At 32.0% G+C, this 25369-nt stretch carries 18 protein-coding genes; 10 read left to right on the top strand and 8 right to left on the bottom strand.

The window, feature by feature from the left end; genetic code table 11:
* Positions 1–20: 20 nt before the first annotated feature.
* Entirely contained in the window at positions 21–665 is a 645-nt protein-coding gene (locus F6464_RS00190; RefSeq protein WP_151105733.1) for a DUF47 domain-containing protein, read from the bottom strand.
* A gap of 165 nt (positions 666–830) precedes the next feature.
* Here F6464_RS00190 and F6464_RS00185 point away from each other — a divergent pair, with 165 nt between their 5' ends.
* Positions 831–2459, top strand: coding sequence for an acyl-CoA carboxylase subunit beta (locus F6464_RS00185; RefSeq protein ID WP_151105732.1), 1629 nt, complete (start codon positions 831–833; stop codon positions 2457–2459).
* A 223-nt stretch (positions 2460–2682) separates the two neighbouring features.
* A complete protein-coding gene (locus F6464_RS00180) occupies positions 2683–3108 on the top strand; it encodes a DoxX family membrane protein (RefSeq protein WP_151105731.1) in 426 nt (141 codons plus the stop codon).
* Between the two features lie 60 nt (positions 3109–3168).
* Here F6464_RS00180 and F6464_RS00175 read toward each other — a convergent pair whose 3' ends face one another.
* Together F6464_RS00175 and F6464_RS00170 are read right to left on the bottom strand one after the other, a co-directional pair.
* Entirely contained in the window at positions 3169–4221 is a 1053-nt protein-coding gene (locus F6464_RS00175) for an AMP-binding protein (protein ID WP_394349377.1), read from the bottom strand.
* Positions 4222–4252: 31 nt separating this feature from the next.
* Complete coding sequence (locus tag F6464_RS00170; protein ID WP_151105729.1) at positions 4253–5176, bottom strand: CPBP family intramembrane glutamic endopeptidase; 924 nt, start codon at positions 5174–5176, stop codon at positions 4253–4255.
* Between the two features lie 91 nt (positions 5177–5267).
* On the opposite strand from F6464_RS00170, the gene arsC reads away from it, so the two are divergent.
* Both arsC and F6464_RS00160 read left to right on the top strand, forming a co-directional pair.
* Positions 5268–5609 (top strand): arsenate reductase (glutaredoxin), encoded by a 342-nt coding sequence (gene arsC, locus F6464_RS00165; RefSeq protein ID WP_151105728.1) that lies wholly within the window; start codon positions 5268–5270, stop codon positions 5607–5609.
* Positions 5610–5690: 81 nt separating this feature from the next.
* A complete protein-coding gene (locus tag F6464_RS00160) occupies positions 5691–8165 on the top strand; it encodes an outer membrane beta-barrel family protein (protein ID WP_151105727.1) in 2475 nt (824 codons plus the stop codon).
* Between the two features lie 2 nt (positions 8166–8167).
* Here the strand turns inward: F6464_RS00160 and F6464_RS00155 are convergent, their stop codons facing one another.
* The 4 genes from F6464_RS00155 to gyrA all read right to left on the bottom strand — a co-directional run bounded on the left by F6464_RS00155 (position 8168) and on the right by gyrA (position 13236).
* On the bottom strand, positions 8168–8683 hold the full coding sequence (locus tag F6464_RS00155; RefSeq protein ID WP_151105726.1) for a DinB family protein: 516 nt from the start codon (positions 8681–8683) through the stop codon (positions 8168–8170).
* A 209-nt stretch (positions 8684–8892) separates the two neighbouring features.
* Entirely contained in the window at positions 8893–9057 is a 165-nt protein-coding gene (locus tag F6464_RS14440; protein WP_225318001.1) for a hypothetical protein, read from the bottom strand.
* A gap of 222 nt (positions 9058–9279) precedes the next feature.
* Entirely contained in the window at positions 9280–10563 is a 1284-nt protein-coding gene (locus F6464_RS00150; protein WP_151105725.1) for a tetratricopeptide repeat protein, read from the bottom strand.
* 24 nt (positions 10564–10587) lie between these two features.
* The gene (gene gyrA / locus F6464_RS00145; RefSeq protein ID WP_151105724.1) at positions 10588–13236 is read right to left on the bottom strand and encodes a DNA gyrase subunit A; all 2649 of its coding nucleotides are present in this window, start codon (positions 13234–13236) and stop codon (positions 10588–10590) included.
* A 262-nt stretch (positions 13237–13498) separates the two neighbouring features.
* Between gyrA and F6464_RS00140 the strand changes: the two genes are divergently transcribed.
* From F6464_RS00140 to F6464_RS00130, 3 genes are all read left to right on the top strand, one after another.
* Positions 13499–16042, top strand: a complete 2544-nt coding sequence (locus F6464_RS00140) for an ATP-dependent Clp protease ATP-binding subunit (protein ID WP_151105723.1) — start codon at positions 13499–13501, stop codon at positions 16040–16042.
* An 85-nt stretch (positions 16043–16127) separates the two neighbouring features.
* A complete protein-coding gene (gene rimK / locus F6464_RS00135; RefSeq protein ID WP_151105722.1) occupies positions 16128–17498 on the top strand; it encodes a 30S ribosomal protein S6--L-glutamate ligase in 1371 nt (456 codons plus the stop codon).
* A gap of 25 nt (positions 17499–17523) precedes the next feature.
* Positions 17524–18039 (top strand): DUF421 domain-containing protein, encoded by a 516-nt coding sequence (locus F6464_RS00130; RefSeq protein ID WP_151105721.1) that lies wholly within the window; start codon positions 17524–17526, stop codon positions 18037–18039.
* Here F6464_RS00130 and hutH read toward each other — a convergent pair.
* Entirely contained in the window at positions 18036–19541 is a 1506-nt protein-coding gene (gene hutH / locus F6464_RS00125; RefSeq protein ID WP_151105720.1) for a histidine ammonia-lyase, read from the bottom strand. The genes F6464_RS00130 and hutH overlap by 4 nt on opposite strands.
* A gap of 426 nt (positions 19542–19967) precedes the next feature.
* Between hutH and thrA the strand changes: the two genes are divergently transcribed.
* The 3 genes from thrA to thrC all read left to right on the top strand — a co-directional run bounded on the left by thrA (position 19968) and on the right by thrC (position 24787).
* The gene (thrA, locus tag F6464_RS00120; RefSeq protein ID WP_151105719.1) at positions 19968–22415 is read left to right on the top strand and encodes a bifunctional aspartate kinase/homoserine dehydrogenase I; all 2448 of its coding nucleotides are present in this window, start codon (positions 19968–19970) and stop codon (positions 22413–22415) included.
* Positions 22416–22518: 103 nt separating this feature from the next.
* On the top strand, positions 22519–23439 hold the full coding sequence (locus F6464_RS00115; protein ID WP_151105718.1) for a homoserine kinase: 921 nt from the start codon (positions 22519–22521) through the stop codon (positions 23437–23439).
* 61 nt (positions 23440–23500) lie between these two features.
* Positions 23501–24787: a threonine synthase gene (gene thrC, locus F6464_RS00110; RefSeq protein ID WP_151105717.1), complete on the top strand. Its 1287-nt coding sequence runs from the start codon at positions 23501–23503 to the stop codon at positions 24785–24787.
* Positions 24788–25369 lie beyond the last annotated feature (582 nt).

The raw sequence follows: 25369 nt of genomic DNA, 5'->3' as shown, positions 1-25369 counted from the left end.
TGTCAAAATTAAAATTACTATTAAGAGTGTTTAACTGAAATCTGTTCCATTACATTGGCAACAATTTTACATTTATCTGATGCTGATTCTAATGCAGAAAGTACTTCTTTGTATTTAATTATATTTTTAGCATCAGTCTCATTTTCAAAAATATCAGCAACTGCTTTATCAAAAACGACATCAGCTTTACTTTCTAATTTGTTAATTTTTTTGCATGTCTCTTTGATAATCTTGATATTATTCATGTCTTTTAACTGCTTAATTCCTTCATTTATAAGTTGACACGCTTCAAGATTAATTTCAGTTAATTTACGAATAGATTTTGTTATTTTCTCAACTTGATACAAACGCATTCTGCTTGCAGCCCCATGCATGTAATCGGCAACGTTATCGATTGCTTTAATTAATGAATGTATATCTTCTCTATCAAATGGAGTAATAAAATTTTTACTTAACTCCAAATGAGTTCTATGAGTAATTTCCTCTATAACAGCCTCTAATTCTTCGATTTTTTTAAAATATTCATCACGCTCTAATCTTGGAGCATTAACTGCTTCGTGCAACGTTTCTGCTAAAATTACTAGATTGGCTGTAGCCTCCTCAAATAGTGGGAAAAATTTTTTATCCTTAGGCACTAAGAACTGAAAAATATTATTTAATGTCATAATTTAATGATTTTTAAATCGCAAATGTATTCTTCTAATGTTAAGTGAATATTAAATCATTAAAAAAACGAGCTATAAATATACGACTTTACTATTTAAAAATACGAGTTAATTCTTTTTGGAAACGTTTTCGTACATTAGCATTTCTAAAATTTACTACTTAACATGGACATGACTTTTAATATAAATGAAGACCATAATAAACTTTTGTTAACAAATTTAAGACAAAAACTAGTTACAGTTAAACTTGGAGGAGGCGAAAAGCGCATAGAAAAGTTACACGCCGAAGGTAAAATGACTGCTCGAGAACGTATTGATTATTTATTAGACAAAGATGCCAAAAAAATAGAAATTGGTGCTTTTGCAGGAGAAGGAATGTATTTAGAACACGGTGGATGTCCATCAGGTGGAGTGGTAGTTAAAATAGGATACATCAAGGGAAAACAATGTATTGTAGTTGCCAATGATGCAACGGTAAAAGCTGGAGCATGGTTTCCTATCACTGCCAAAAAAAATCTACGAGCACAAGAAATTGCAATGGAAAATCGTTTGCCAATTATTTATTTAGTTGATAGTGCTGGAGTTTACTTGCCTTTGCAAGATGAAATTTTTCCTGATGCAGCGCATTTTGGTCGTATTTTTAGAAATAATGCAATTATGAGTAGTATGGGAATTACTCAAATTGCTGCTGTCATGGGAAGTTGCGTTGCAGGCGGTGCGTATTTGCCTATTATGAGTGACGAAGCTATGATTGTAGACAAAACAGGAAGTATTTTTCTTGCAGGAAGTTATTTGGTGAAAGCCGCCATTGGCGAAAGCATAGATAATGAAACTCTTGGCGGAGCAACTACACATTGCGAAATTTCGGGAGTGACTGATTATAAGGCTAAAGACGACAAAGATGCACTAGATCGAATTAAAAATATTGTTGGAAAAATCGGGGATTTTGATAAAGCAGGTTTCAATAGAGAGAAAACTCAAAAACCAGTACTAGACGAAAAAGAAATCTTTGGGATATTGCCAAAATCTCGTACTGAACAATACGATATGTATGAAATCATTAAAAGATTGGTTGATAATTCTGAATTTGATGAATACAAAGGCGATTATGGAAAAACACTAATAACTGTTTATGCTAGAATTGACGGTTGGGCAGTCGGAATAGTTGCCAATCAAAGGAAAGTAGTTAAAACAGCCAAAGGAGAAATGCAATTTGGAGGAGCTATATATTCAGATTCAGCTGATAAAGCTACTCGATTTATTGCCAATTGCAACCAAAAGAAAATTCCATTGGTTTTTATTCAAGATGTTACTGGCTTTATGGTGGGAAGCAAATCTGAACATGGCGGAATCATAAAAGACGGAGCTAAAATGGTAAATGCAGTTTCTAATTCGGTTGTACCTAAGTTTACTGTTATTATTGGCAATTCCTACGGTGCTGGAAATTATGCCATGTGCGGTAAAGCCTATGACCCTCGTTTGATTTTTGCATGGCCAAGTGCCGAACTTGCTGTTATGGGCGGAACACAAGCTGCAAAAGTATTGGCTCAAATTGAAGCTTCATCACTTAAAGCAAAAGGAGAAGTTGTTGATGAAATTAAAGAAAAAGAATTATTCAATATAATAAAGGCACGTTATGATGAGCAAGTTTCGCCGTATTATGCTGCTTCAAGATTGTGGACAGATGCCATTATTGATCCTTTAGAAACTAGAACTTGGATTTCTATGGGTATTGAAGCAGCCAACCACTCTCCTATTGAAAAAAAGTTTAATTTGGGAGTAATTCAGGTTTAAATTAATAAAAAAACTCTAGAAAAACCTTTGCCAATAATTATTATCCTAATTGCGTACAATAAAAACGGTTTAAAAATCTAAAAACCGAGAAACCAGTTTTGGTTAAGTTATGATTCAAAAAAAAAAAAAGAATTGTTTATAAATTTATTTGTTTATTTCAGTATTGCATAAATTTTTAACAAATAAATTAGTAATTTAGTATTGAATTTTAAACTAAATTATTATGGATACTTCAGTTAAAGGTTTGAATAAGTGGGCTAATAGCCATACTTCAATCACATTAGATTTTTTACGAGTGGCATTAGGAGTTTTTTTAATATATAAAGGAGCTTCTTTTATAACTAACAACAGAGATTTTGAAGATTTAATTGCTCCAATAAGCAATTTTTTAGGTGGAATGTTTGTATTTCATTACATTGCTGCTGCTCACATTATGGGCGGAATTATAATTATTTTTGGATTACTAACTCGATGGGCTATTATTGCACAACTTCCAATACTATTTGGTGCTGTACTTATTAATTTTATAGGCGAAATGCATTTAGGAAACCTATTAGTGGCTTTTTTGGTGCTGGCGATTAGCCTTTTTTTCCTTTTTTTTGGAAGTGGAAAACATTCAGCAGACTATTATTTTAAAATGGAAAAATAAAAAATAATACGCACTAGAATTCAACTTTTAGTGCGTATTATTTTTCTTGAAATAGTTTAACTATAAACTATTAGCCGTTTCTTTTCTTAAAATTTTTCCGTTTTCTGTTTGTTTAAATTTTGGAACAAAAATGACTTCTTTTGGTTTTTCATATTTATCTAATGCTTCAAAAACAGATTCATCAATAGGTCTTTTATCACCCTCAACCAATAAGATTAACTTTTCTCCTAATTTTTCATCACTTTTTCCAGTAACAAAAAATCGAGAAGGAATTTTACCTGAAAGTTTGTTTTCTATTTGCTCGGGTATTAATTTTATACCACCACTATTGATAATATTGTCATATCTTCCTATAAATTTAAACTGATTTTTACCTACTAATTCTACAATATCATTAGTAACAATTAAATCGTCAGAAATTCTTGGTGCATGTATTACCAAACAATTTCTATAATCATGAGAAATGGTAATTTCTGGCAAAACTGTAAATGCTTTCTCATGTATTTCTCTTGCAGCAATATGAGTGATGGTTTCAGTCATTCCGTAGGTTTCATAAACTTCGGTTGCTATTTTTAATAAATCTTTTTGCAATGCTTTACTAATCATAGAGCCGCCTATAATCACTTTTTTTACATTACTATTTAATACTTTTAAAGAATTTTTAGCTTGTAAAGGCACCATAGCTACAAAGTCATATTTTCTATCTGCAATATCTCCTTGGAATGGATTGGCACTTGGAGCAACAAAATCAATGTCTAATCCTAGTATAAAAGCACGAACAAACATTAATTTACCTGCTATATATTTTACAGGCAGACAATGTAATACTTTATTTCCGGGTCTTAGTCCAAAAAAATCTCCAGTTGCTATTGCCGATTCTACTATAGCTTGTTTAGATGTGCGAATTGTTTTTGGAGCTCCTGTAGTTCCAGAACTTTGCAAATCAATATACGGTTTATCATCAAACCAATCTAATAAAAAATCCCCGATTGGTTTTTCAAAATCTTGTCCCTCTTTTATAAAACTATACGCTACACGTAATAAACTTTCGCGATCAAAATGAAAACCATTTAATTTAAAGGCATTGTGTACGTTATGATAAGTTGGCATCATGATTAATTTCGTTTATAATATTAATTAATTTTTATGTTTGATCTTCTATTTTTCCTGTTAGTTTTTCAGTCCAATTTGTCCAATTGTATTTTTTACTAAAGATATATAAAAGTATAGGATAAATGATTATGACTGGCAAAATTACATCAAAACCTGCACTTGGCTCTGAAATATCTTTTAAAATGGAATTGGTTTGAAAAACAGACCAGTCTGCAGTTACCAATAATGCCCCGATTAAATTATTAGCTGCATGAAAACCTAATGCCAGTTCCATCCCTTCATCCATTAATGTCATAATTCCCAGTAAAAAACCCGTGCCAATATAATAAACCAGAATAATGTATCCTAATTTATCTACTTCAGGATTGAAAAGATGCATCCCTCCAAAAATTAAAGAAGTCATAACTAGCGGAAACCATTTATTTAAAGATAAATTTCCGAATCCTTGCATCAAATAGCCTCTAAAAACATATTCCTCTGTACTGGTTTGAATTGGAATCATTATCACAGCAATAAAAAACAAAATTAAAAACGGAATTGGCTTAAAATTAATTACAAAATTTTCTGGATAAAAAAAATACATGGCAACGGTAGAAGCTACTGTGAAAAAAGTCCAAATACAAAAAGAAAATAAAACCCTACTCCAATCTACTTTTTTCCTTGATGTTGTTACTGTTATAAAGGATTGCTTATGAAAATATTGAACAACATAATATAAACTTGCAAGAGCAAAAACAAACGATAGCATAATTAAAAACAGCGTCAGATTAGAATCTAAAACTTTCATCAATTCATCAGTGTTTGTTGGAATACTTTTTACTTCTAAAAGCGATTTTATATAAACAACTATTAACAATGGAATTTGACCTAAAGTTGATGCCAAAATAATTATCAAAGAACCAATTATATATTTCCAAAATTTATTCTCAGGATGTACACCTTGCTCTATAAACATAGTCTAAAATCTACTCTTTTTATACTCTACGAAATTAGTTTAATTTTTAAAAATAATTCAATTCCTTTACATAAAATTTAAAACATATTTCATGATTCAAATCTATCATAATTCTCGTTGCGGAAAATCAAGAGATTGCCTCGCTTTTATAGAACAATCTGGTAAGGAATTCGAGATTATTAAATACTTAGAGCACATTTTTACTTTTGATGAATTGTCTGAAATAATTAATAAACTACGAATAAAACCAATAGAGCTCGTTCGTGTTAAAGAGAAAGTTTGGATAGAAAACTTCAAAAATAAAATAATGTCAGATGCAGAAGTTATAAAAGCTATGGTTGATAACCCAATTTTAATAGAACGACCAATTGTTATATATCGGGACCAAGCGGTTATTGCAAGACCATTAGAAAATATCAAAACCATACTTTAATTTTTTCTTTAACAAAGCTTTAGGAATTGAAACATTAACTTAAAACATATCTTTGCAAAACACTATTGTATACTCATTTATATGAAAAACCTATCCTGTTTTTTTCTCTCTACTCTATTTTTATTTTCAATTAGCCTTTTTGCTCAAAATACTGGAACATCAAAAACAATCAATATCAAAGGAATTGTTATTGAAAAAGTAAGTAAACAATCTTTAGAATATGCTACCCTAACATTTATAAACACTGATAATAAAAAAACTATTGCTGGTGGAATTACTAATAGTAAAGGAGAATTTAATATTGCTATAAGTCCTGGAATTTATACTATTAAAATTGAATTTATTTCTTTTAAACCAACTGAAATCATTAACAAAAAATTTACCGAAAACACCAATTTAGGAATTATTGCCTTAGAAGAAGATGCTACTCAACTAAATCAAGTAGAAATTCGTGCTGAAAAAAGTACTGTTGAAATTAAATTAGACAAAAAAGTATACAATGTAGGTCAGGATTTGATGGTAAAAGGCGGAACTGTTAGTGATGTTTTAGATAACATTCCATCAATTACTGTTGACGTAGAAGGAAAAGTTAGTCTAAGAGGCAATGACAATGTGAGAATCCTTATTGACGGACGTCCATCTGTGGCTATAAACATTGCCGAAGCCTTGCGTTTAATTCCTGCCGATGCTATAGATAAAGTTGAGGTAATTACCAACCCATCAGCTCGATATGATGCCGAAGGTGGTGGTGGTATTATAAATATAATTCTAAAAAAAGGGAAAAATGATGGCGTAAACGGTGTACTAATTCTATCGGCTGGGACTCCCGAAAATACAGGCGCTTCAGGAAACGTAAATATTCGCAGTAAATTTTCTAACATCTTTGCAACATTAGGCTATAACAAACGAAATAATCCTGGCAATACTAAAATAAACCAAGAAAATTTTGATATTAATCGCAATTTTGATTCATATATAGAAGAGCGAAGAACAAATAATAGAAAAAGTGAAGGTTTTAACGGAATCATGGGAATTGAATTGTACCTTAATAACTCTACTTCATGGATAAATTCTCTTTCTTTAAGAAAAAACAATGGGGGAAATCCTGAAAATATATTCTTTTCCATTTATAATGCAGACAATTCGTTTACCAAAACACAACGTTTTAACGATTTATTCAGAAGTAGTCAAGATTTTGAATATGCTAGTAATTTTATAAAAAAATTCAAGAAAGAAGGAGCAAAATTAACTATTGATGCTTCCTTTTCTCAGAATAGAGACAAAGACAATTCGAATATTTATGGCAATCAAATTGTGCCAATTTTTAATTTTATTTCTTCAGAAAGAACAACAAATCTTCAAAGCCAAAGTAGGAATTTAATCCAATCGGATTATGTGCTACCCATTGGAACAAAAAGTCAATTTGAAGCTGGTTTTAGAGGTAATTATTTAACTTTAAATACTGATTTTAAAGTAGAAGAAGATATTCTAGGAAACAATGCGTTTACAATTAATACCAAGTTTACCAATGTTTTTGAATATGTAGAAAATGTAAGTGCCTTGTACTCACAATTTGGTTCAAAAATCAAAAATTTCTCTTATTTATTTGGATTGAGATTTGAAAATTCTGATATAAAAATAAACCAAATTACACTTCAAGATTTTAACACTAAAAAATACAATAACTTTTTTCCAAGTGCTTTTTTAACCTATGAAATCAAACAAGGAAGCAGTTTGTCATTAAATTATAGCAAACGAATTACAAGACCTCGTGATCAATTTATTAATCCGTTTTCTCAATATTCTAGCAATATCAATTTATTTGCAGGAAATCCTGATTTAAATCCAGCCCTTAGCGATGCCTTTGATTTAGGTTATCTAAAAAAATGGGGAAAAACTACATTAAGCACTTCGTTGTATTTTAATAGAACTTTAGATGCTTTTCAAATTATTCGTAAGGAAAGAGGCGATAAAATAAATGGAATTCCAGTAATTATAAACACACCTTTTAATTTAGCAACAGATAATAAAATAGGTTTTGAATTTACTCTTAATTACTCTCCTTATAAATGGTGGAAACTGAATACTAATTTTAATTTTTTCAGTAATAAAACCATTGGTACCTATTCCTATATCAAAACCTCAAATGAGATAGAAACCATCAATTTCAATAATTCATCTTCGACTTGGTTTACCCGAATAACTTCAAAGGTAACATTGCCATATAAAATAGATTTTCAAATTAACGAAACTTATAACGCAGCGCAAAAAGTAGCACAAGGAACCAATAAAGCGTTTGCCAGTATGAATCTAGCTTTTAGCAAAGATATTTTAAAAGACAAAGGCACTATTTCATTTACGGTAAATGATGTTTTTAATTCTAGAAAAAGAATAAATGCTTTGAGATTACCAAACGTAAATTCTGATATGGAAATGCAAATGAGAGAACGCCAGCTGACATTATCCTTTACTTATAGATTCAACAAACAAAAAAGCGACAAAGAAAAATCGCAGAAAAGAGAAAACGATTCAGGCGGAGAAGATTTTCAAGGGTAAAATTATAAATACCTTTCTTGAAAAACGGTTTGATGGTGTTTTTGATGTCCAATAATTATAAATCCAATAGCACGAACTGAAATAGGATTATCTGAAGCAGTTCCTATTATTTGTAGTTGTTCTTGAGTAAAACTTTTAAAAAGCAATAGCGTTGATTCTCTAACGGCGGCCATTTCGGTTAACAATCCTTGGATACTTCTGGTATTTGCATTTGTATTGTCTACATAATTATTTTCTTCAAAACCAGGTAATGGAGTTTTGTCATTTCTAGAAATTCGCAATGCACGATAACTAAAAATTCGTTCTGAATCTATGATATGCTGAATGATATCTTTAATGGTCCATTTTCCTTCAGCATACCGATAATCAAATTTATCCATAGGGATATTTTGCACGAATCGGATAAAATCGTGCAAACAAATTTCGAGTTCTTCTATTAAATTCACATTTTCTAACGTTTCAATGTATGTAGCATTAAAACTCGAATATTCGTCAGCGGATAATTGATTGGAATTCATTTTTTTTTATGTAAAGATAGGAAGATGTTTTTACTCCTTCGCAAACTTTGCACTATAGTCTGATTTATCAAAAGCTACGATTATAAAATAATTCCCAATTTTCAATTTCGAAATACCAACTTGTTTTGTTTTTGAGCATTTAATATTACTAGAATTTGTTATCCTAATGTATTGCAAATACTAATTGAAGAGAGCTCTCTTTACATTTATTATGAATATTCAAAACTTGTTTTTACAGGATTTGGTATTATATTAAAATAAGTAGAAAACTCAAAATATGGTTTTGCTAAATTTTTCAACTCTGAAGTTGCAGCTGCATAGGGAATATTAAATTTTGAAGTATAAATTGGGATTTGCATCATCTGTTCCTTCATTATCTTAACGAATTATACAATGTACGAACTTTTTCTCGCTACTTTGGGGATTTTTGTGACTCCTAAAATGGTTTTGGTGTTATGTCTTGAAATAGTATAGTAAAAACTGTTTTAAACACATGTTTTTAAAATTGTACACAAAGTATTATGCAATAAAAAAGTGTAAGTAAATCAGGATTATACCTTATTACTTACACTTCTCAAATATTAATTATTGGCTTATTATTTGCCCATTTTAGCTTTTAATGCTTTTTTCTTGTCTGTCATTTCTAATGCACCGTAAACATTTAATAATGTTGTGGCTACGTCTTCGTTTTCAGAGTCAAGTTCATTTGCTTTTTCTAAAAAAGGTAAAGTTTCGATAAAAACAGCTTGTCTTTGTTTTTTTAGTACTTCATATCTTTTATTGTCTTTTTCTGAATTTCCTAATTTATTCATTTCGTCAATGATTTTTTTCTCCCCATCTAATTTTAAAATGGCTAAATTTAGGTAGGCATTTACATAATCAGGTTTAATTTCAATGGCCTTTTTGTAATATTTTTCGGCATCAGCTGTATCGGTTTTAGCAGAAATAACCCCTAGATTGAATAATAAATCTGCATCATTTGGATTTTTTTCCAAAACTTCAGTAATCAGTTTTTTGTAAGTTGCAAAATCTTCTAATTTTAAATACAAGTCGGCCTCTGTAAGCATTAATGAAGTATCATCAGGATTGGCAACTCTTGCTTCTGCTAGTGCATTTTTAGCTTCGTCTACCTTGCCTTCTTGTACTAAAATCAAAGCGATGTTTTTATAAATCTCACCTCTTTTAGATGGGATTTTTTCGTCTCTAGGATCGGTGTATACTTTAAGTTTTACTTTACTATCTCTGTCTGCTTTTGCTTCGGAAGTAGTACCAAAATAATCTTCTTTTTCCGTAAGTACACTTTTAGCAAAATAGGACATTCCTTCACCTGAAAAATTCTTTGCCTTTAGTTCATTGTAATAAGACAAAGCCGTATCATATTCCTGACCGTTTACTGCATAACTAGCTGCATAATACAATTTTTCTAAATCAGATTTATCTAATTCGTATACTTTGTACAATGTTTTTGCAGCCTCAGAGTATTTTTTGTTGGTACCATCTTCAACGGCACTATTTAATAATTTCCCTTTAATTTCAGCAATAGAAGTTTCAGCTTGACTCGTATATTTTGATTTTCCAGAAACTTTTTCTACAGCTATTAAGTCTTGATAGGCTTTTGCAGCATCTAATTGATTTTTAGCGATATCTATTTTCTTATTGGCTAAATCTAATAGAGTGTTTCCCTTTATAAAATAATATTGAGCTTTTTCAGAATCAGTAGCAGCACCTATTAAAGATTCTGCTTGCATTAAAATAGTTTTAGCTTCAGCTGAATTTCCACTTTTTAAAGCTTTTTCAGCCGCTTTAATTTGATCTTTTTGAGCAAAAGTGCTAACCGATATCATCAAAGCTGACGCGAGTACTACATATTTACTTTTCATTATTATTTAATTTTAATGGTTTAATTATTCTTCATCGTCTGAATCATCCTCGTCTTCTAACTCTTCTTCTATTTCTGAATCGTCGTCATCGTCGTCGTCGTCATCAGCAGTACCATCGTCTTCAAGAATTTCTAAAACAGGTTTTACCCTTTCAATAGCTTCGGCTTCAATTATATTGCCATCTTCGTCAACAACAACTTCTGCTACATCATCTTTCATAACTTTAGTTACTGCAGCAATGGAGTCATTTCCTTTCAAATTAATCAATTTAACACCTTGTGTTGCACGACCCATAACTCTTAAATCTTCTATTGCCATTCTGATAGTTAATCCAGACTTGTTTATAATCATTAAATCATCGGAATCAGTTACTGCATTTATAGAAATTAATTTTCCTGTTTTCTCTGTGATATTTAAAGTTTTAACTCCTTTTCCACCTCTGTTTGTAATTCTATATACATCTTCACCGTCATCATCAACTAATTTAGTACGTTTACCATATCCATTTTCAGTAACAACTAGAACTTGTGAATCATTAATATCATCTTTATCAACAGTAACCATACCAATTACTTCATCGGTATCATCTTTTAACGTAATTCCACGAACTCCAGAAGCTGTTCTTCCCATCGGACGGGTTTTAGTTTCTTCAAAACGAACTAATTTTCCTGATTTAACAGCTAAAATGATTTGGCTTTCTCCGTTGGTTAATTTGGCTTCTAATAATTCATCACCTTCTTTAATGGTTATCGCAGCAACACCATTTACTCTAGGTTTAGAATATTTATCAAGTGATGTTTTCTTAACTTGACCTTTTTTAGTAACCATGATTAAATTATGAGTAGTGGTATACTCTTTGTCTTTTAGGTCTTGCGTACAAATAAATGCTTTTACTTTATCGTCACTTTCAATGTTAATTAAGTTTTGTAATGCTCGTCCTTTAGCGGTTTTACTCCCTTCAGGAATTTCATACACACGCATCCAGAAACATTTTCCTTTTTGAGTAAAGAACATCATGTATTGATGATTTGTGGCAACAAACATGTGTTCTAAGAAATCTTGATCTCTAGTTCCAGCACTTTTTTGACCAACTCCTCCTCTATTTTGTGTTTTGTATTCTGTAAGGTTAGTTCGTTTTATATAGCCAGCATGAGAAATGGTAATTACCACATTTTCATCAGCAATTAAATCTTCTATACTTACATCTCCGCCAGAATATTCAATTTGAGAACGTCTAGCATCTCCGTATTTTTCACGAATCTCAATTAATTCTTCTTTTATTAATTCAGTTCTCAAATTAACATCAGCTAATAAAGCTTTTAAATGCTCTATTAATTTCATCAATTCTTCATACTCTGCTCTTAACTTGTCTTGCTCTAGACCAGTCAATTGACGCAAACGCATTTCTACAATGGCACGAGACTGAATGTCCGATAAATTGAATCTTTCTATTAATTTTTCTCTAGCTTCTTCTGTATTTTTTGAACTTCTAATTAAAGCAATTACTTCATCAATATTATCAGAAGCAATAATTAAACCTTCTAAAATATGTGCTCTTTCTTCGGCTTTACGTAATTCAAATTGTGTTCTACGAACTACAACATCATGACGGTGCTCGATGAAATAATGAATCATATCTTTTAGATTCAACATTTGCGGACGTCCTTTTACCAATGCAATATTGTTTACACTGAAAGATGATTGTAATTGTGTAAACTTATATAAGGTATTTAGAACCACATTTGGTGTTGCATCACGTTTTAAGATGTAAACAATACGCATACCATTTCTATCTGATTCGTCACGAATATTGGCAATTCCGTCTATTTTTTTATCATTTACCAAATCAGCAGTACGCTTAATCATATCTGCTTTGTTAACTTGATATGGAATTTCAGAAACAATAATAGATTCTCTTCCATCCACTTCTTCAAAACTTACTTTTGCACGCATGACAATTCGTCCGCGTCCTGTTTTGAAAGCTTCGCGAACTCCTTCGTAACCATAAATAATACCACCTGTAGGGAAATCGGGAGCTTTAATATGGTTTATTAATTCGTCAATTTCAATATCATTATTATCAAGATAAGCTAATGTACCATTAATTACCTCCGTTAAATTATGAGGAGGCATATTAGTCGCCATACCTACAGCTATGCCTGTTGCTCCATTAATTAATAAGGTAGGAACACGCGTTGGCATTACTTTTGGCTCATATAAAGTATCGTCAAAATTCAATTGAAAATCAACAGTTTCTTTCTCGATGTCAGCCATGATTTCTTCAGAAATCTTTTTCATTCTAGCTTCAGTGTAACGCATTGCCGCAGGGCTGTCTCCATCAACAGATCCAAAATTCCCTTGTCCGTCTACTAAAAGATAACGCATGCTCCATTCTTGAGCCATACGAACCATAGCATCATAAACAGAGGTATCACCGTGTGGATGATACTTTCCTAAAACCTCACCTACAATTCTTGCAGATTTTTTATGGGCAGATTTAGAGGTTACGCCTAAATCGTACATTCCGTATAATACTCTTCGATGTACTGGTTTCAATCCGTCACGTACATCTGGCAGTGCTCTTGACACAATTACTGACATCGAATAATCGATGTAAGCTGATTTCATTTCGTCCTCTATGTTAATAGGTATTAACTTTTCTCCGTCAGACATATTTATAGTTATATTTAAAATTATATTATTTAAAAAAATCTTGCTAATATAACCTTTTTCGATTATTTTATATATAAATATATATAGAAATTTGATTGATTTATTAACAAAATTGAGGTCTTTTTAAGTTAATAAGTTAATTAATTTTTAACAAAAAAAATTGTTTTTTTTTTGTCTATTAGCTGACAGTACTTTATATGGGAATGATTTTTGCAATTGCAATAGATATTCACTAAATTTACATTACAAATTATACAATTATATGGATGATAATTTTTCACCACGAGTTAAGGATGTAATTACTTACAGTAAAGAAGAAGCCTTACGTTTAGGGCATGACTTTATTGGAACTGAACATCTGATGTTAGGCATACTAAGAGACGGGAACGGTAAAGCAATAACAATACTGAACAATCTTTCAGTTGATTTGGATCATTTGCGAAAAAAAGTAGAAATCTTGAGTCCTGCTAACCCAAATGTAATTGTCAGTAACGAAAAAAAGAACTTGCATTTAACACGTCAAGCTGAAAGAGCTTTGAAAACTACTTTTCTAGAAGCTAAAGTTTTTCAAAGCACTTCAATAAGTACGGCACATTTGTTATTATGCATCTTAAGAAATGAGAATGATCCCACAACCAAGCTGCTCAATAAACTAAAAATAGATTATGACGTGGCTAAAGAACAATACCTCAATATGACACCAAACGAAGAAAATTTTTTAGAAAATTTGCCTAGAAATGAATCGTTTAATGATGATTCTGGTCAAGATGATAATCTTAGAGAAGGCAATTTTAACAATCCGGCAAATAAATCCAACAAAAAATCAAAAACTCCTGTTTTAGATAATTTTGGAAGAGACTTAACAGAAATGGCCGAAGAAGGAAAACTCGACCCTGTAGTAGGTCGTGAGAAAGAAATAGAGCGTGTTTCACAAATCTTGAGCCGACGCAAAAAGAACAATCCATTACTTATTGGAGAACCAGGAGTAGGAAAATCAGCAATTGCTGAAGGATTAGCTCTACGTATTATCCAAAAGAAAGTATCACGAAACTTATTCAACAAACGAGTAGTAACTCTTGATTTGGCTTCGCTTGTTGCGGGAACAAAATACCGTGGTCAGTTTGAAGAACGTATGAAAGCGGTTATGAATGAGCTTGAAAAGAATGACGATATTATACTTTTCATTGATGAAATTCATACTATTGTAGGCGCTGGTGGCGCAACGGGTTCGCTTGATGCTTCTAATATGTTCAAACCTGCTTTAGCAAGAGGAGAAATACAATGTATTGGTGCTACAACTCTAGATGAGTACAGACAATATATTGAAAAAGATGGTGCATTAGAAAGACGTTTTCAAAAAATTATTGTCGAACCAACATCAGTTGATGAAACGATTACCATTTTGAATAACATCAAAAATAAATATGAAGATCATCATAATGTTACTTACACTCAAGAAGCAATTGAAGCTTGCGTGAAGCTAACTAACAGATACATGTCTGAACGTTTTTTACCAGACAAAGCTATCGATGCGCTTGACGAAGCGGGTTCTCGTGTTCATATTACCAATATTGAAGTTCCCAAACAAATATTAGATTTAGAACGTCAGTTGGAAGATGTTAGAGAATTAAAAAACACAGTAGTCAAAAAACAAAAATATGAAGAAGCTGCTAAACTTCGTGATGATGAAAAACGAATCGAGAAAGATTTAGCAATTGCTCAGGAACAATGGGACGAGGATTCTAAAAACAATAGAATAGTTGTATCAGAAGATAATGTTGCCGATGTAGTTTCTATGATGACAGGAATACCTGTAAATCGTATTGCACAAACTGAAAGTAACAAATTAGCTAATCTGCCAGAACTAATTGAAAATAAAGTTATTGGACAAAAAGAAGCAGTATTAAAAATTGCTCGTTCAATACAAAGAAATCGTGCAGGATTAAAAGATCCAAACCGACCAATTGGTTCTTTTATCTTCTTAGGTCAAACTGGAGTTGGGAAGACACAATTAGCAAAAGTTTTGGCTAAAGAATTATTCGATTCTGAAGATGCTTTGATTCGAATTGACATGAGTGAGTACATGGAAAAATTCGCAATCTCCAGATTAGTGGGAGCGCCTCCAGGATATGTTGGATATGAAGAAGGAGGTCAATTAACTGAGAAAGTGAGAAGAAAGCCATATTGTGTTGTTTTACTTGATGAAATTGAAAAAGCACATCCAGACGTTTTCAATATGCTATTACAAGTTCTTGATGATGGCTATTTAACTGATAGTTTGGGCAGAAAAATTGATTTTAAAAACACTATTATTATAATGACTTCTAATGTTGGTGCTCGCCAATTGAAAGATTTTGGTCAAGGTGTTGGTTTTGGAACTGCAGCCAAAGTAGCACAAGCTGATGACAATTCGAAAAGTATTATAGAAAATGCATTGAAGAAAACCTTTGCTCCTGAATTTTTAAATAGGATTGATGATGTAATAGTATTTAATGCTCTTGAAAAAGAACATATTGATTTGATTATCGAAATTGAATTAAAAAAATTATACGATCGAATAGCCGAATTAGGTTATGATTTAAAACTATCAGATAAAGCAAAAGCATTCATTGCAGAAAAAGGTTTTGATAGACAGTTTGGAGCCAGACCATTAAAAAGAGCGATTCAAAAATATGTTGAAGACGCTTTGGCTGAAGAAATTATTACTTCTAAAATTGGCTCTGGAGATGAAATTTTCATGGATTTGGATGAAACCGCACAAGAGCTATTCGTAAAAGTTAAAAAAGCAGAGAAACCAACGAATTAATTTTTTTTTTTTTTACCACGAATAAACGAATTGTATAAAATACGAATTCGTTTGTTCGTGGTTTTTTTTTTAAATACTATTTATTATGCCACAGAACAAAGTTATTCTAGGCTCAGAAGAATGGTTTTCTTTTCCAGATTTAGGAATACCTACCATTAAAGCACGCGTCGATTCAGGGGCAAAAACTTCTGCACTACATGCGATAAATATAGCACCGTTTATTAAAGATGGAAATAATTGGGTAAAATTTGATATTAATCCCATACAAAATGACTTAAAAACAATCATTCATTGTGAGGCTCCTCTGGTAGACAAACGAATAGTAAAAAGTTCTAGTGGTTATCGAGAGCAGCGATATGTAATTCAAACTACTTTAGATATAGGAACTACAAGTTGGATAATAGAGATGACACTAACCAACAGGGACTCGATGGGCTTTAGAATGCTTTTAGGTCGTGAAGCCATGAGTGGTAGAGTATTAGTAGATCCTGAGCAGCTTTTTCTTTTAGGACACGAAACAAGTGATAAATTAAGTGAAATTTATCAAAATGCCGTAATTCCTTCCTCAGGTTTAAGAGTGGGTCTTTTGGCAAGTAATCCTGAATTATACAGTAATAAAAGAATTATGGAAGCTGGCGAGATGCGAGGTCACGAAATGCATTTCTTAAACATCAAAGAATGCTACATGAAACTTGATGCTACTAAACCTGAAATTCATTATCGTGGCGGAAAAATTTTAAATCAATTTGACGCTGTTATTCCTAGAATTAGACCAAGTATTACTTTTTACGGTTGCGCATTGACACGTCAATTTGAAGCTCTTAAAGTTTTTTGTTTAAATTCTTCAACAGCAATAACTCAATCTAGAGACAAACTATTTTCATTACAATTATTATTAAATCACGGTATTGAAATTCCAACTACGGGCTTTGCTAACTCGCCTTTAGATACTGATGACCTTATAAAAATGGTTGGAGGACCACCCTTAATTGTAAAATTATTAGAAGGAACACAAGGAAAAGGTGTCGTTTTGGCAGAAACAAAAAAAGCTGCTGAAAGCGTTATTAATGCCTTCAAAAGTTTAAATGCCAATATTTTAGTTCAGGAATTTATAAAAGAGGCAAATGGCAAAGACCTTCGTTTATTTGTGATTGATGGAAAAGTCGTTGCAGCCATTCAGCGAGAAGCATTACCAGGCGAATTTAGAGCTAATATTCATTTAGGAGGTACAGCTTCTGTTATAAAACCTACATCCGAAGAGAAAAAAATTGCCATTCGGGCTGCAAAAGCAATGGATTTGAAAGTTGCAGGTGTTGATATTATTCGTTCATCAAAAGGACCACTATTGCTAGAAGTCAATTCGTCTCCTGGATTAGAAGGTATTGAAGGTGCTACGAATAAAGATATAGCAGGCGAAATGATTAAGGCAATTGAAAAACAATTTAAACAAAAATAATCTACATCAATAAATAAACAGCATAATGAACTCCTATTTAGATGTTATTTTACGAAGTGCTTCAGTATATTTATTTATGGTTATTGCCTTGCGTATTTTTGGCAAAAAAGAATTGTCGCAGCTCAATACGGCAGATGTTATTTTAATTTTACTGATAAGTAACTCCGTGCAAAATGCTATGGTAGGCAGTAACACTAGCCTTTGGGGTGGACTGGCAGCGGCTTCCGTCTTATTTACTATTAATTTTGTTCTCAAAAAAATAATGTATCGTTATAAAAGATTTAGTGATTTCATGCAGGAAAAACCCGAAATTTTAATTCATAATGGAAATTTAGATTTCAAAACTTTGGGTAAATTAAATATAACTAGCGACGAATTGAAAGAAGCCATGAGGGAGCACGGTGTAGAATATTTTAAAGATGTGAAATTGGCGATGCTGGAAATTGATGGTACCATTAGTATTATTTCTGGAGACACTAATTTAACCCAAACTCATTATAAAAGAAAACGCAAACATAAAAGTTTAACTGGTGGGAATTAATACTCCAACCCATCAATCATAAAACTATTCAAAAAAGCTACTGATTTCTCAATATCATAATGAAAAACTCTGTCGTTTTCAATCAAAGGAACTTCTATTCTGTACGATTTTAAAAACATTTCGATAAGATCACTCGACTTTAAAGGTCGTCTGAATTCGATTGCTTGTGAGGCATTAAGTAATTCAATAGCCAAAATCCGTTCTAAATTATCCATAATCCGTAAGGCTTTTGTTGCTGCATTTGCACCCATACTCACATGATCTTCCTGCCCATTACTAGACACAATACTATCTATACTTGCTGGAGTTGCTAATTGTTTGTTTTGACTAACAATGCTTGCTGCTGTATATTGCGGAATCATTAAGCCTGAATTTAAACCTGGATTATCCACCAAAAAAGCTGGTAGATTACGCAAACCTGAAACCAACTGAAAAGTTCTCCTTTCGGATATACTTCCTAATTCAGCCAAGGCAATAGCGATAAAATCTAACGCCAATGCTAAAGGTTGCCCATGAAAATTACCTCCTGATAAAATTTGATTGCTTTCTATAAAAATATTAGGATTATCAGTAACCGAATTGATTTCTGTTTTGAATACTTTTTTCACATAATCTATAGCATCTTTAGTTGCGCCATGCACTTGTGGAATACATCGAAAAGAATACGGGTCTTGAACATGTGTTTTAGATTGTTCTGCAATTTCGCTTCCTTCTAAAAATTCCATTATACGATTAGCGGTTATAATTTGACCTTTGTGTGGACGTATATAATGAATAAGTTCATTGAATGGTTCAACCTTTCCATCAAAACCTTCAAGTGAAATAGCTGCTATTAAATCAGCAATATAACAATACTTTACAGTTTTCATTAAAACATAAGATCCGTAAGCGCTCATAAACTGAGTACCATTTAATAATGCCAAACCTTCTTTAGATTGTAAAACAACTGGCTGCCAATTAAACTGTTTTAAAACGTCAATAGAAGCAACTTTTTTACCTTCAAAATAAACCTCACCCAAACCTAATAAAGGTAATGACAAATGTGCTAATGGAGCCAAATCGCCAGAAGCACCTAATGAACCTTGCTCATATACAACGGGAAGAATATCGTGATTATAAAATGCTATTAATCGTTCAACCGTTTCTAATTGTACTCCTGAATAACCATAACTTAAAGATTGAATTTTAAGTAGCAACATCAATTTTACAATAGCATTAGGAACTTCATCCCCAATGCCGCAAGCATGCGATTTTACCAAATTTTCTTGTAATTGAGATAAATTCTCATTCGAAATTTTTACATTACACAATGACCCAAAACCAGTGTTTATTCCGTAAATTGGTTGGTCTTGTGAAGTCATTTTATTGTCTAAATATTCCCTACATTTTTGAATATTTATTTTGGCTTCTTCGGATAGAGCAATGCTTTTATTATAGGTAATAATTTGATGTAAGGTAGCTAAATTTAAAACTTCAGAGCTGATATAATGAAAATTGTCCATTTTTTGAATAATTGAGAGCTCAAAATTCAATAAACGATTGTTAAAAAACAAGTGATGTTGATAATATTATAATTTTAAATGCATTTTCAATAAATTTTAAACTTCAAAACTTAATAAAAATAAAAATAATACAACTAATCCATTCATATCTAAAATATTCGCAATAATATTAGAGTGTTTTTTTATAATCAATGAAATGAATTACTTTTGGACATCAAAAATTTGAAATATGCTTTTTAACAGTAAAATTCCTTTTTTTACAAATGCAGCCAAAAATTTCGTTGACCTTTTTGGGACATCTACAAAAACTACAACCCCTTTCGGGGTATAAATTAATCATTTATCCTATATTTGTTTTCTTCTTTTTATGAAGAAATAAAAATTATGAATTTATGATACATAAAAATACTTTTTAAACATATAATAATGAAAATTTTAAAATTCGGTGGAACTTCGGTTGCCAATGCACAAAACATAAAACTCGTACTCGATATAGTAAACACAAAAGCTAAAGAAAATAAACTAGTTGTTGTTGTATCTGCATTAAGCAAAGTAACCGACTTACTGCATCAAGCATCTATAAAAGCAGCCAATAATGACGAAAGCTATAAAGAAATTGTTGCCGAAATAGAAAAAAAACATCTTGATGCACTTAAAGCATTAATACCTGTAAGTGAGCAAAGTGGCCTTTTAAGTCACATAAAAAGAATCATCAATCATCTTGAAACTCTTTTAGAAGGTTGCTTTTTATTAGGAGAATTATCTAATCGAACTACAGACACTATTTTAAGTTTTGGCGAAGTGTTATCATCCTATATTATAGCGGAAGCTTTAAAGCAAAACCTAAAAAATAGCGGTTATAAGGATAGTCGTGAATTAATAAAAACAAATAATAATTTCGGGAAAGCGGCAGTTAATTTTGAAATTTCTGATAAGCTAATTGCCGATTATTTTGCTACAAATGAGTCACAAGTAGTTATTATGCCAGGATTTATTGCTTCTAGTCTTGATGGAATAAATACAACTTTAGGGCGTGGTGGTTCTGATTATACAGCAGCAATTATAGCTGGTGCATTAAATGCCAATGATTTGGAAATATGGACTGATGTAAATGGTATGTTTACTGCCAATCCTAAAATTGTAAAACAAGCCCAACCTATAGCAACTATTTCGTACCAAGAAGCAATGGAATTGTCTCATTTTGGAGCAAAAGTATTGTATCCACCAACGATTCAGCCTGTGCTGAGAAAAAATATTCCAATTCTTATTAAAAATACATTCGAACCAGAAGCAGAAGGTACTTATATTTCAAACAAAGTAACTTCCCAAATCAATCCTGTAAAAGGAATAAGTCATATAGAGCATATTACATTAATTACTCTTGAAGGTCCTGGAATGATTGGAGTGGCTGGTTCTTCTAAAAGACTTTTTGAAGTATTGTCTCAGGTAAATATTAATGTTATTTTTATAACTCAAGCTTCTTCAGAGCATTCTATTTGCATTGGAATTTTAAACTCTGATGCTGAAACTGCAGAACTAGCTATCAATAAAGCTTTTGAAGTAGAAATTTCTCAAAACAAAATCGACCCCTGTATAGTTGAAAAAAACCTTTGCATCATTGCTTTAGTTGGTGAGAATATGAAAAACCACCAAGGACTAAGCGGTAGAATGTTCAGTACTTTAGGAAAAAATAATGTTAATATTAGAGCTATTGCTCAAGGTGCTTCTGAAAGAAATATTTCGGCAGTAATCAACGAAAGAGATGTGAAAAAAGCACTGAATACGCTACACGAAACTTTCTTTGAAGAAAACACCAAACAATTGAATTTATTTGTAATGGGGGTTGGAAATGTTGGTGAAAAATTTATTGAGCAAATCCACCAACAAAAAAAATACTTAAAGGAAAATCTTAAAATAAATTTGAGAGTTATTGCTTTATCTAATTCTAGAAAAATGTATTTTGATGAAGAAGGAATCTCATTAAAAGATTGGAAATCTTTAGTAGAAAACGGAGAAAAATCTGATTCTGACACCTTTATTTCTAAAGTAAAAGCCCTGAATTTACGTAACAGCATTTTTGTAGATATTACTGCTAATGATAGTGTTTCTAAAACTTACGACCAGTATTTAAAACAAAATATTGCAGTAGTAACTTGCAACAAAATCGCTTGTTCATCAGCCTATTACAATTATAAAAATCTAAAAAATCTCTCTCGACAATTTAAAGCCCCTTTCTTGTTTGAAACTAATGTTGGAGCTGGATTGCCTATTATAGATACTGTTAAACACTTAGTTGCTTCGGGCGACAAAATCAATAAAATTCAAGCCGTTTTATCAGGAAGTCTAAACTTTATTTTTAATAATTTTAGCGATACTTACAGCTTTCACGATGTAGTAAAAGAAGCTGGAGTACAGGGTTTTACAGAACCTGACCCCAAAATTGATTTAAGTGGTGTGGATGTTGCCAGAAAAATACTTATCCTAATTCGTGAAAGCGGCTACCAAATGGAAATAGAAGATATAAAAAACAATTCTTTTCTTCCTATTGAATGCATGAGCACAACAAACAATGATGCTTTTTTTAAATCATTAATCACTTATAAATCACACTTTGAAAACCTTTTAGCCGAAGCTAAATCTAAAGAAAGCCGATTGAAATTTGTAGCTACATTTGAAAATGGAAAGGCAAGTGTTGGTTTAGAGTTTATACCGAAAGAGAGTCCGTTTTATAACCTTGAAGGGAAAGACAATATCGTTCAATTTTATACTGATCGCTATATTGACCAACCTTTATTGATAAAAGGTGCTGGTGCTGGTGCTGCGGTTACTGCTTCTGGAATTTTTGCAGATGTAATTAGGATAGGAAACATATAAAAAATATTCAGTATTCATTTAAAAACTGACAAAAACTTTGTGTCGTTTGAGCTAATAAATTAAAACTTAAAAATGGAGATTGCTTCATGCCTCGCAATAACTTATGAACGAAATAAAAATATTCTGTCCGGCTACAATTGCTAATCTTTCGTGTGGATTTGATGTTCTTGGACTTTGTTTAGATACTGCAGGCGATGAAATGATTATTCGAAAATCAAACATAAAAGGAGTTCGGATTACTAAAATTGTTGGTGCCAACTTACCCTTAGAAACCGAAAAAAATGTTTCGGGAGTAGCTGCTTTAGCAATGTTGGATACAATTGAAACCGAATTTGGTTTTGAAATCGAAATTTACAAACACATCAAAGCAGGAAGTGGCATTGGTAGTAGCGCAGCCAGTTCTGCTGGTGCTGTTTTTGGAATAAACGAATTACTAGGAAGACCATTTACCCGAAAAGAACTCGTGTTATTTGCCATGCAGGGCGAAAAACTAGCCAGCGGAAATGCTCATGCTGATAACGTTGCACCATGTCTTTTGGGTGGATTTACCTTGGTAAGAAGTACGAATCCTTTAGACATTATTAAAATTGATAGCCCTTCTGAATTGTATGCCACTGTCGTACATCCACAAATTGAATTAAAAACTTCAGATGCTCGATCGGTATTAAAACAAACCGTTACATTAAAAAGTGCGATTACTCAATGGGGAAATGTGGGCGGATTAATTGCTGGTTTATATACTAAAGATTACGAACTTATTGGGCGTTCCTTACATGATGAAATTGTCGAACCTTTGCGAAGCGTATTGATTCCAGGATTTGATTTGATTAAGAAGATTGCTTATGAAAACGGAGCCTTAGGTTCAGGAATATCAGGCTCGGGACCTTCTATATTTGCCTTGAGCAAAGGAGAGGTAACTGCTCAGAAAATAGCAACAGCAATGAGTGCTGTTTACGATGAAATGAAATTGCCTTATGAAATTCACGTTTCGAAAGTGAATGATCAAGGAATTAAAATAATTTAAGAATTACGATTTACGAATTAAGACTTTAGAAATTCAAAATCCAAAAATCTAATAATCTAAAATGAACTATTACAGCTTAAACAATAAAACACATTACGTATCTTTTCAAGAAGCCGTTATAAAAGGTTTAGCACCAGATAGAGGGCTTTACTTTCCTGCAACATTATCAACTTTACCACAATCTTTTTTTGACAACATTCAAAATCTCAGTAATGAGACAATCACTTTTGAAGCTATCAAACAATTTGTAGGAGATGAAATCCCAGAAATGGAATTAAAACAAATTCTAAAAGAAACGTTGTGTTTTGATTTTCCGCTGGTAAAAATAGAAGACAATATTTATTCCTTAGAATTATTTCATGGCCCTACTATGGCGTTTAAAGATGTAGGAGCCCGATTTATGTCTCGTTGTTTGGCATATTTTAATAGAGACAAAGATCATAAAAACACGGTTCTTGTCGCTACTTCTGGAGATACTGGAGGAGCAGTTGCCAGCGGATTTTTAGGCGTAAAAGGTGTTGAAGTGATTATACTTTATCCTTCTGGTAAAGTGAGCGACATACAAGAACGCCAGTTGACTACACTAGGGCAAAACATAACGGCTTTAGAAGTAGACGGAGTGTTTGACGATTGCCAAGACATGGTTAAGAAAGCTTTTCTGGATGCTGATTTGCAACATAAGAATCTTACCTCAGCTAATTCTATCAATATTGCACGTTGGTTGCCACAGATGTTTTATTTCTTCTTTGCTTATAAAGAATTAAAGAAACACAACAAACCGCTAATTGTTTCTTGTCCGAGTGGTAATTTCGGGAATATTTGTGCGGGAATTATAGCTAAAAAACTAGGCTTACCCCTCACCCATTTTGTGGCTGCTACCAATGCTAACGATACTGTACCTCAATTTTTAGAAAAGGGAATTTATGAAGCCAAACCTTCTGTGGCAACAATTTCTAATGCGATGGATGTTGGAAATCCAAGTAATTTTGTGCGAATTCAAGAAATGTACAATAACGATTTAAACGAATTTAATAAAGATTTTTCATCTTATACTTTTACGGATGAAGCTACTAAAGAAGCGATGCAAAGCATATACAACCATAGTGGCTACATAGCAGAACCTCATGGCGCAGTTGGCTATTTAGGATTGAAAAAAGAACTTAAAAACTATCCTGATAGTATTGGTTTTTTCTTAGAAACTGCACATCCTATTAAATTTTTAGATATTGTAGAACCTGTTTTAAAAGTTCAATTACCAATTCCAACTCAAATTGAAAGTGTTTTGGGTAAAGAAAAAATAAGTTTTAAAATTAAAACCTATGAAGAATTAAAAGATTTTTTAAAGTAGTCATATTCTTTGTCCTTTTCCAAACTCAAAAAAGCCTTGTCTAAATTAGTAATGATGTAAGACGCAATAAAAACTTGACTCACTGTATTGGCAAGCGATATCGGAACTTATTCCGCGAAGATAAACTCCAAGCAATGCAGCAACTAAAGTTATAAGAGTGAGCTAGCAGGCTGGTGATAATTCTGGTTAGTAAATTACCACTTCTAACAGTAGCAAGTGCAGATTTCCTTATTGTATTTTCATAAACTGTATCAACAACTATATGTGAGTCGAAACATTTTTCATAACTACTAGAATGGAATGATTTAAAGAAAAAGATATCGTTTTACTGAACTTTTCTTCTGCAGAATTCCAAACTCCAATAAGACGTTCTAATTATTTTGGATTTGGAGTTTATATTGTTTTTGGTGGCAACAAATTGAGCCAGTCTTTATTCAATGATAGAATATTCAACACATCGGCATCTATAACTATGTGGCTTTTCAGTGTCTTTAAAAATTGAAGTGATACTTTTGTGTAGGTACTTCTTAGCCTATTACTAAACCTATTCCTATGGATTTAGGTACAAAATCATAGTTTATA

Source organism: Flavobacterium luteum (genome assembly GCF_008806775.1).
Taxonomy (GTDB): Bacteria; Bacteroidota; Bacteroidia; order Flavobacteriales; family Flavobacteriaceae; genus Flavobacterium; species Flavobacterium luteum.
This window is presented reverse-complemented; position numbering and strand designations above follow the sequence as displayed.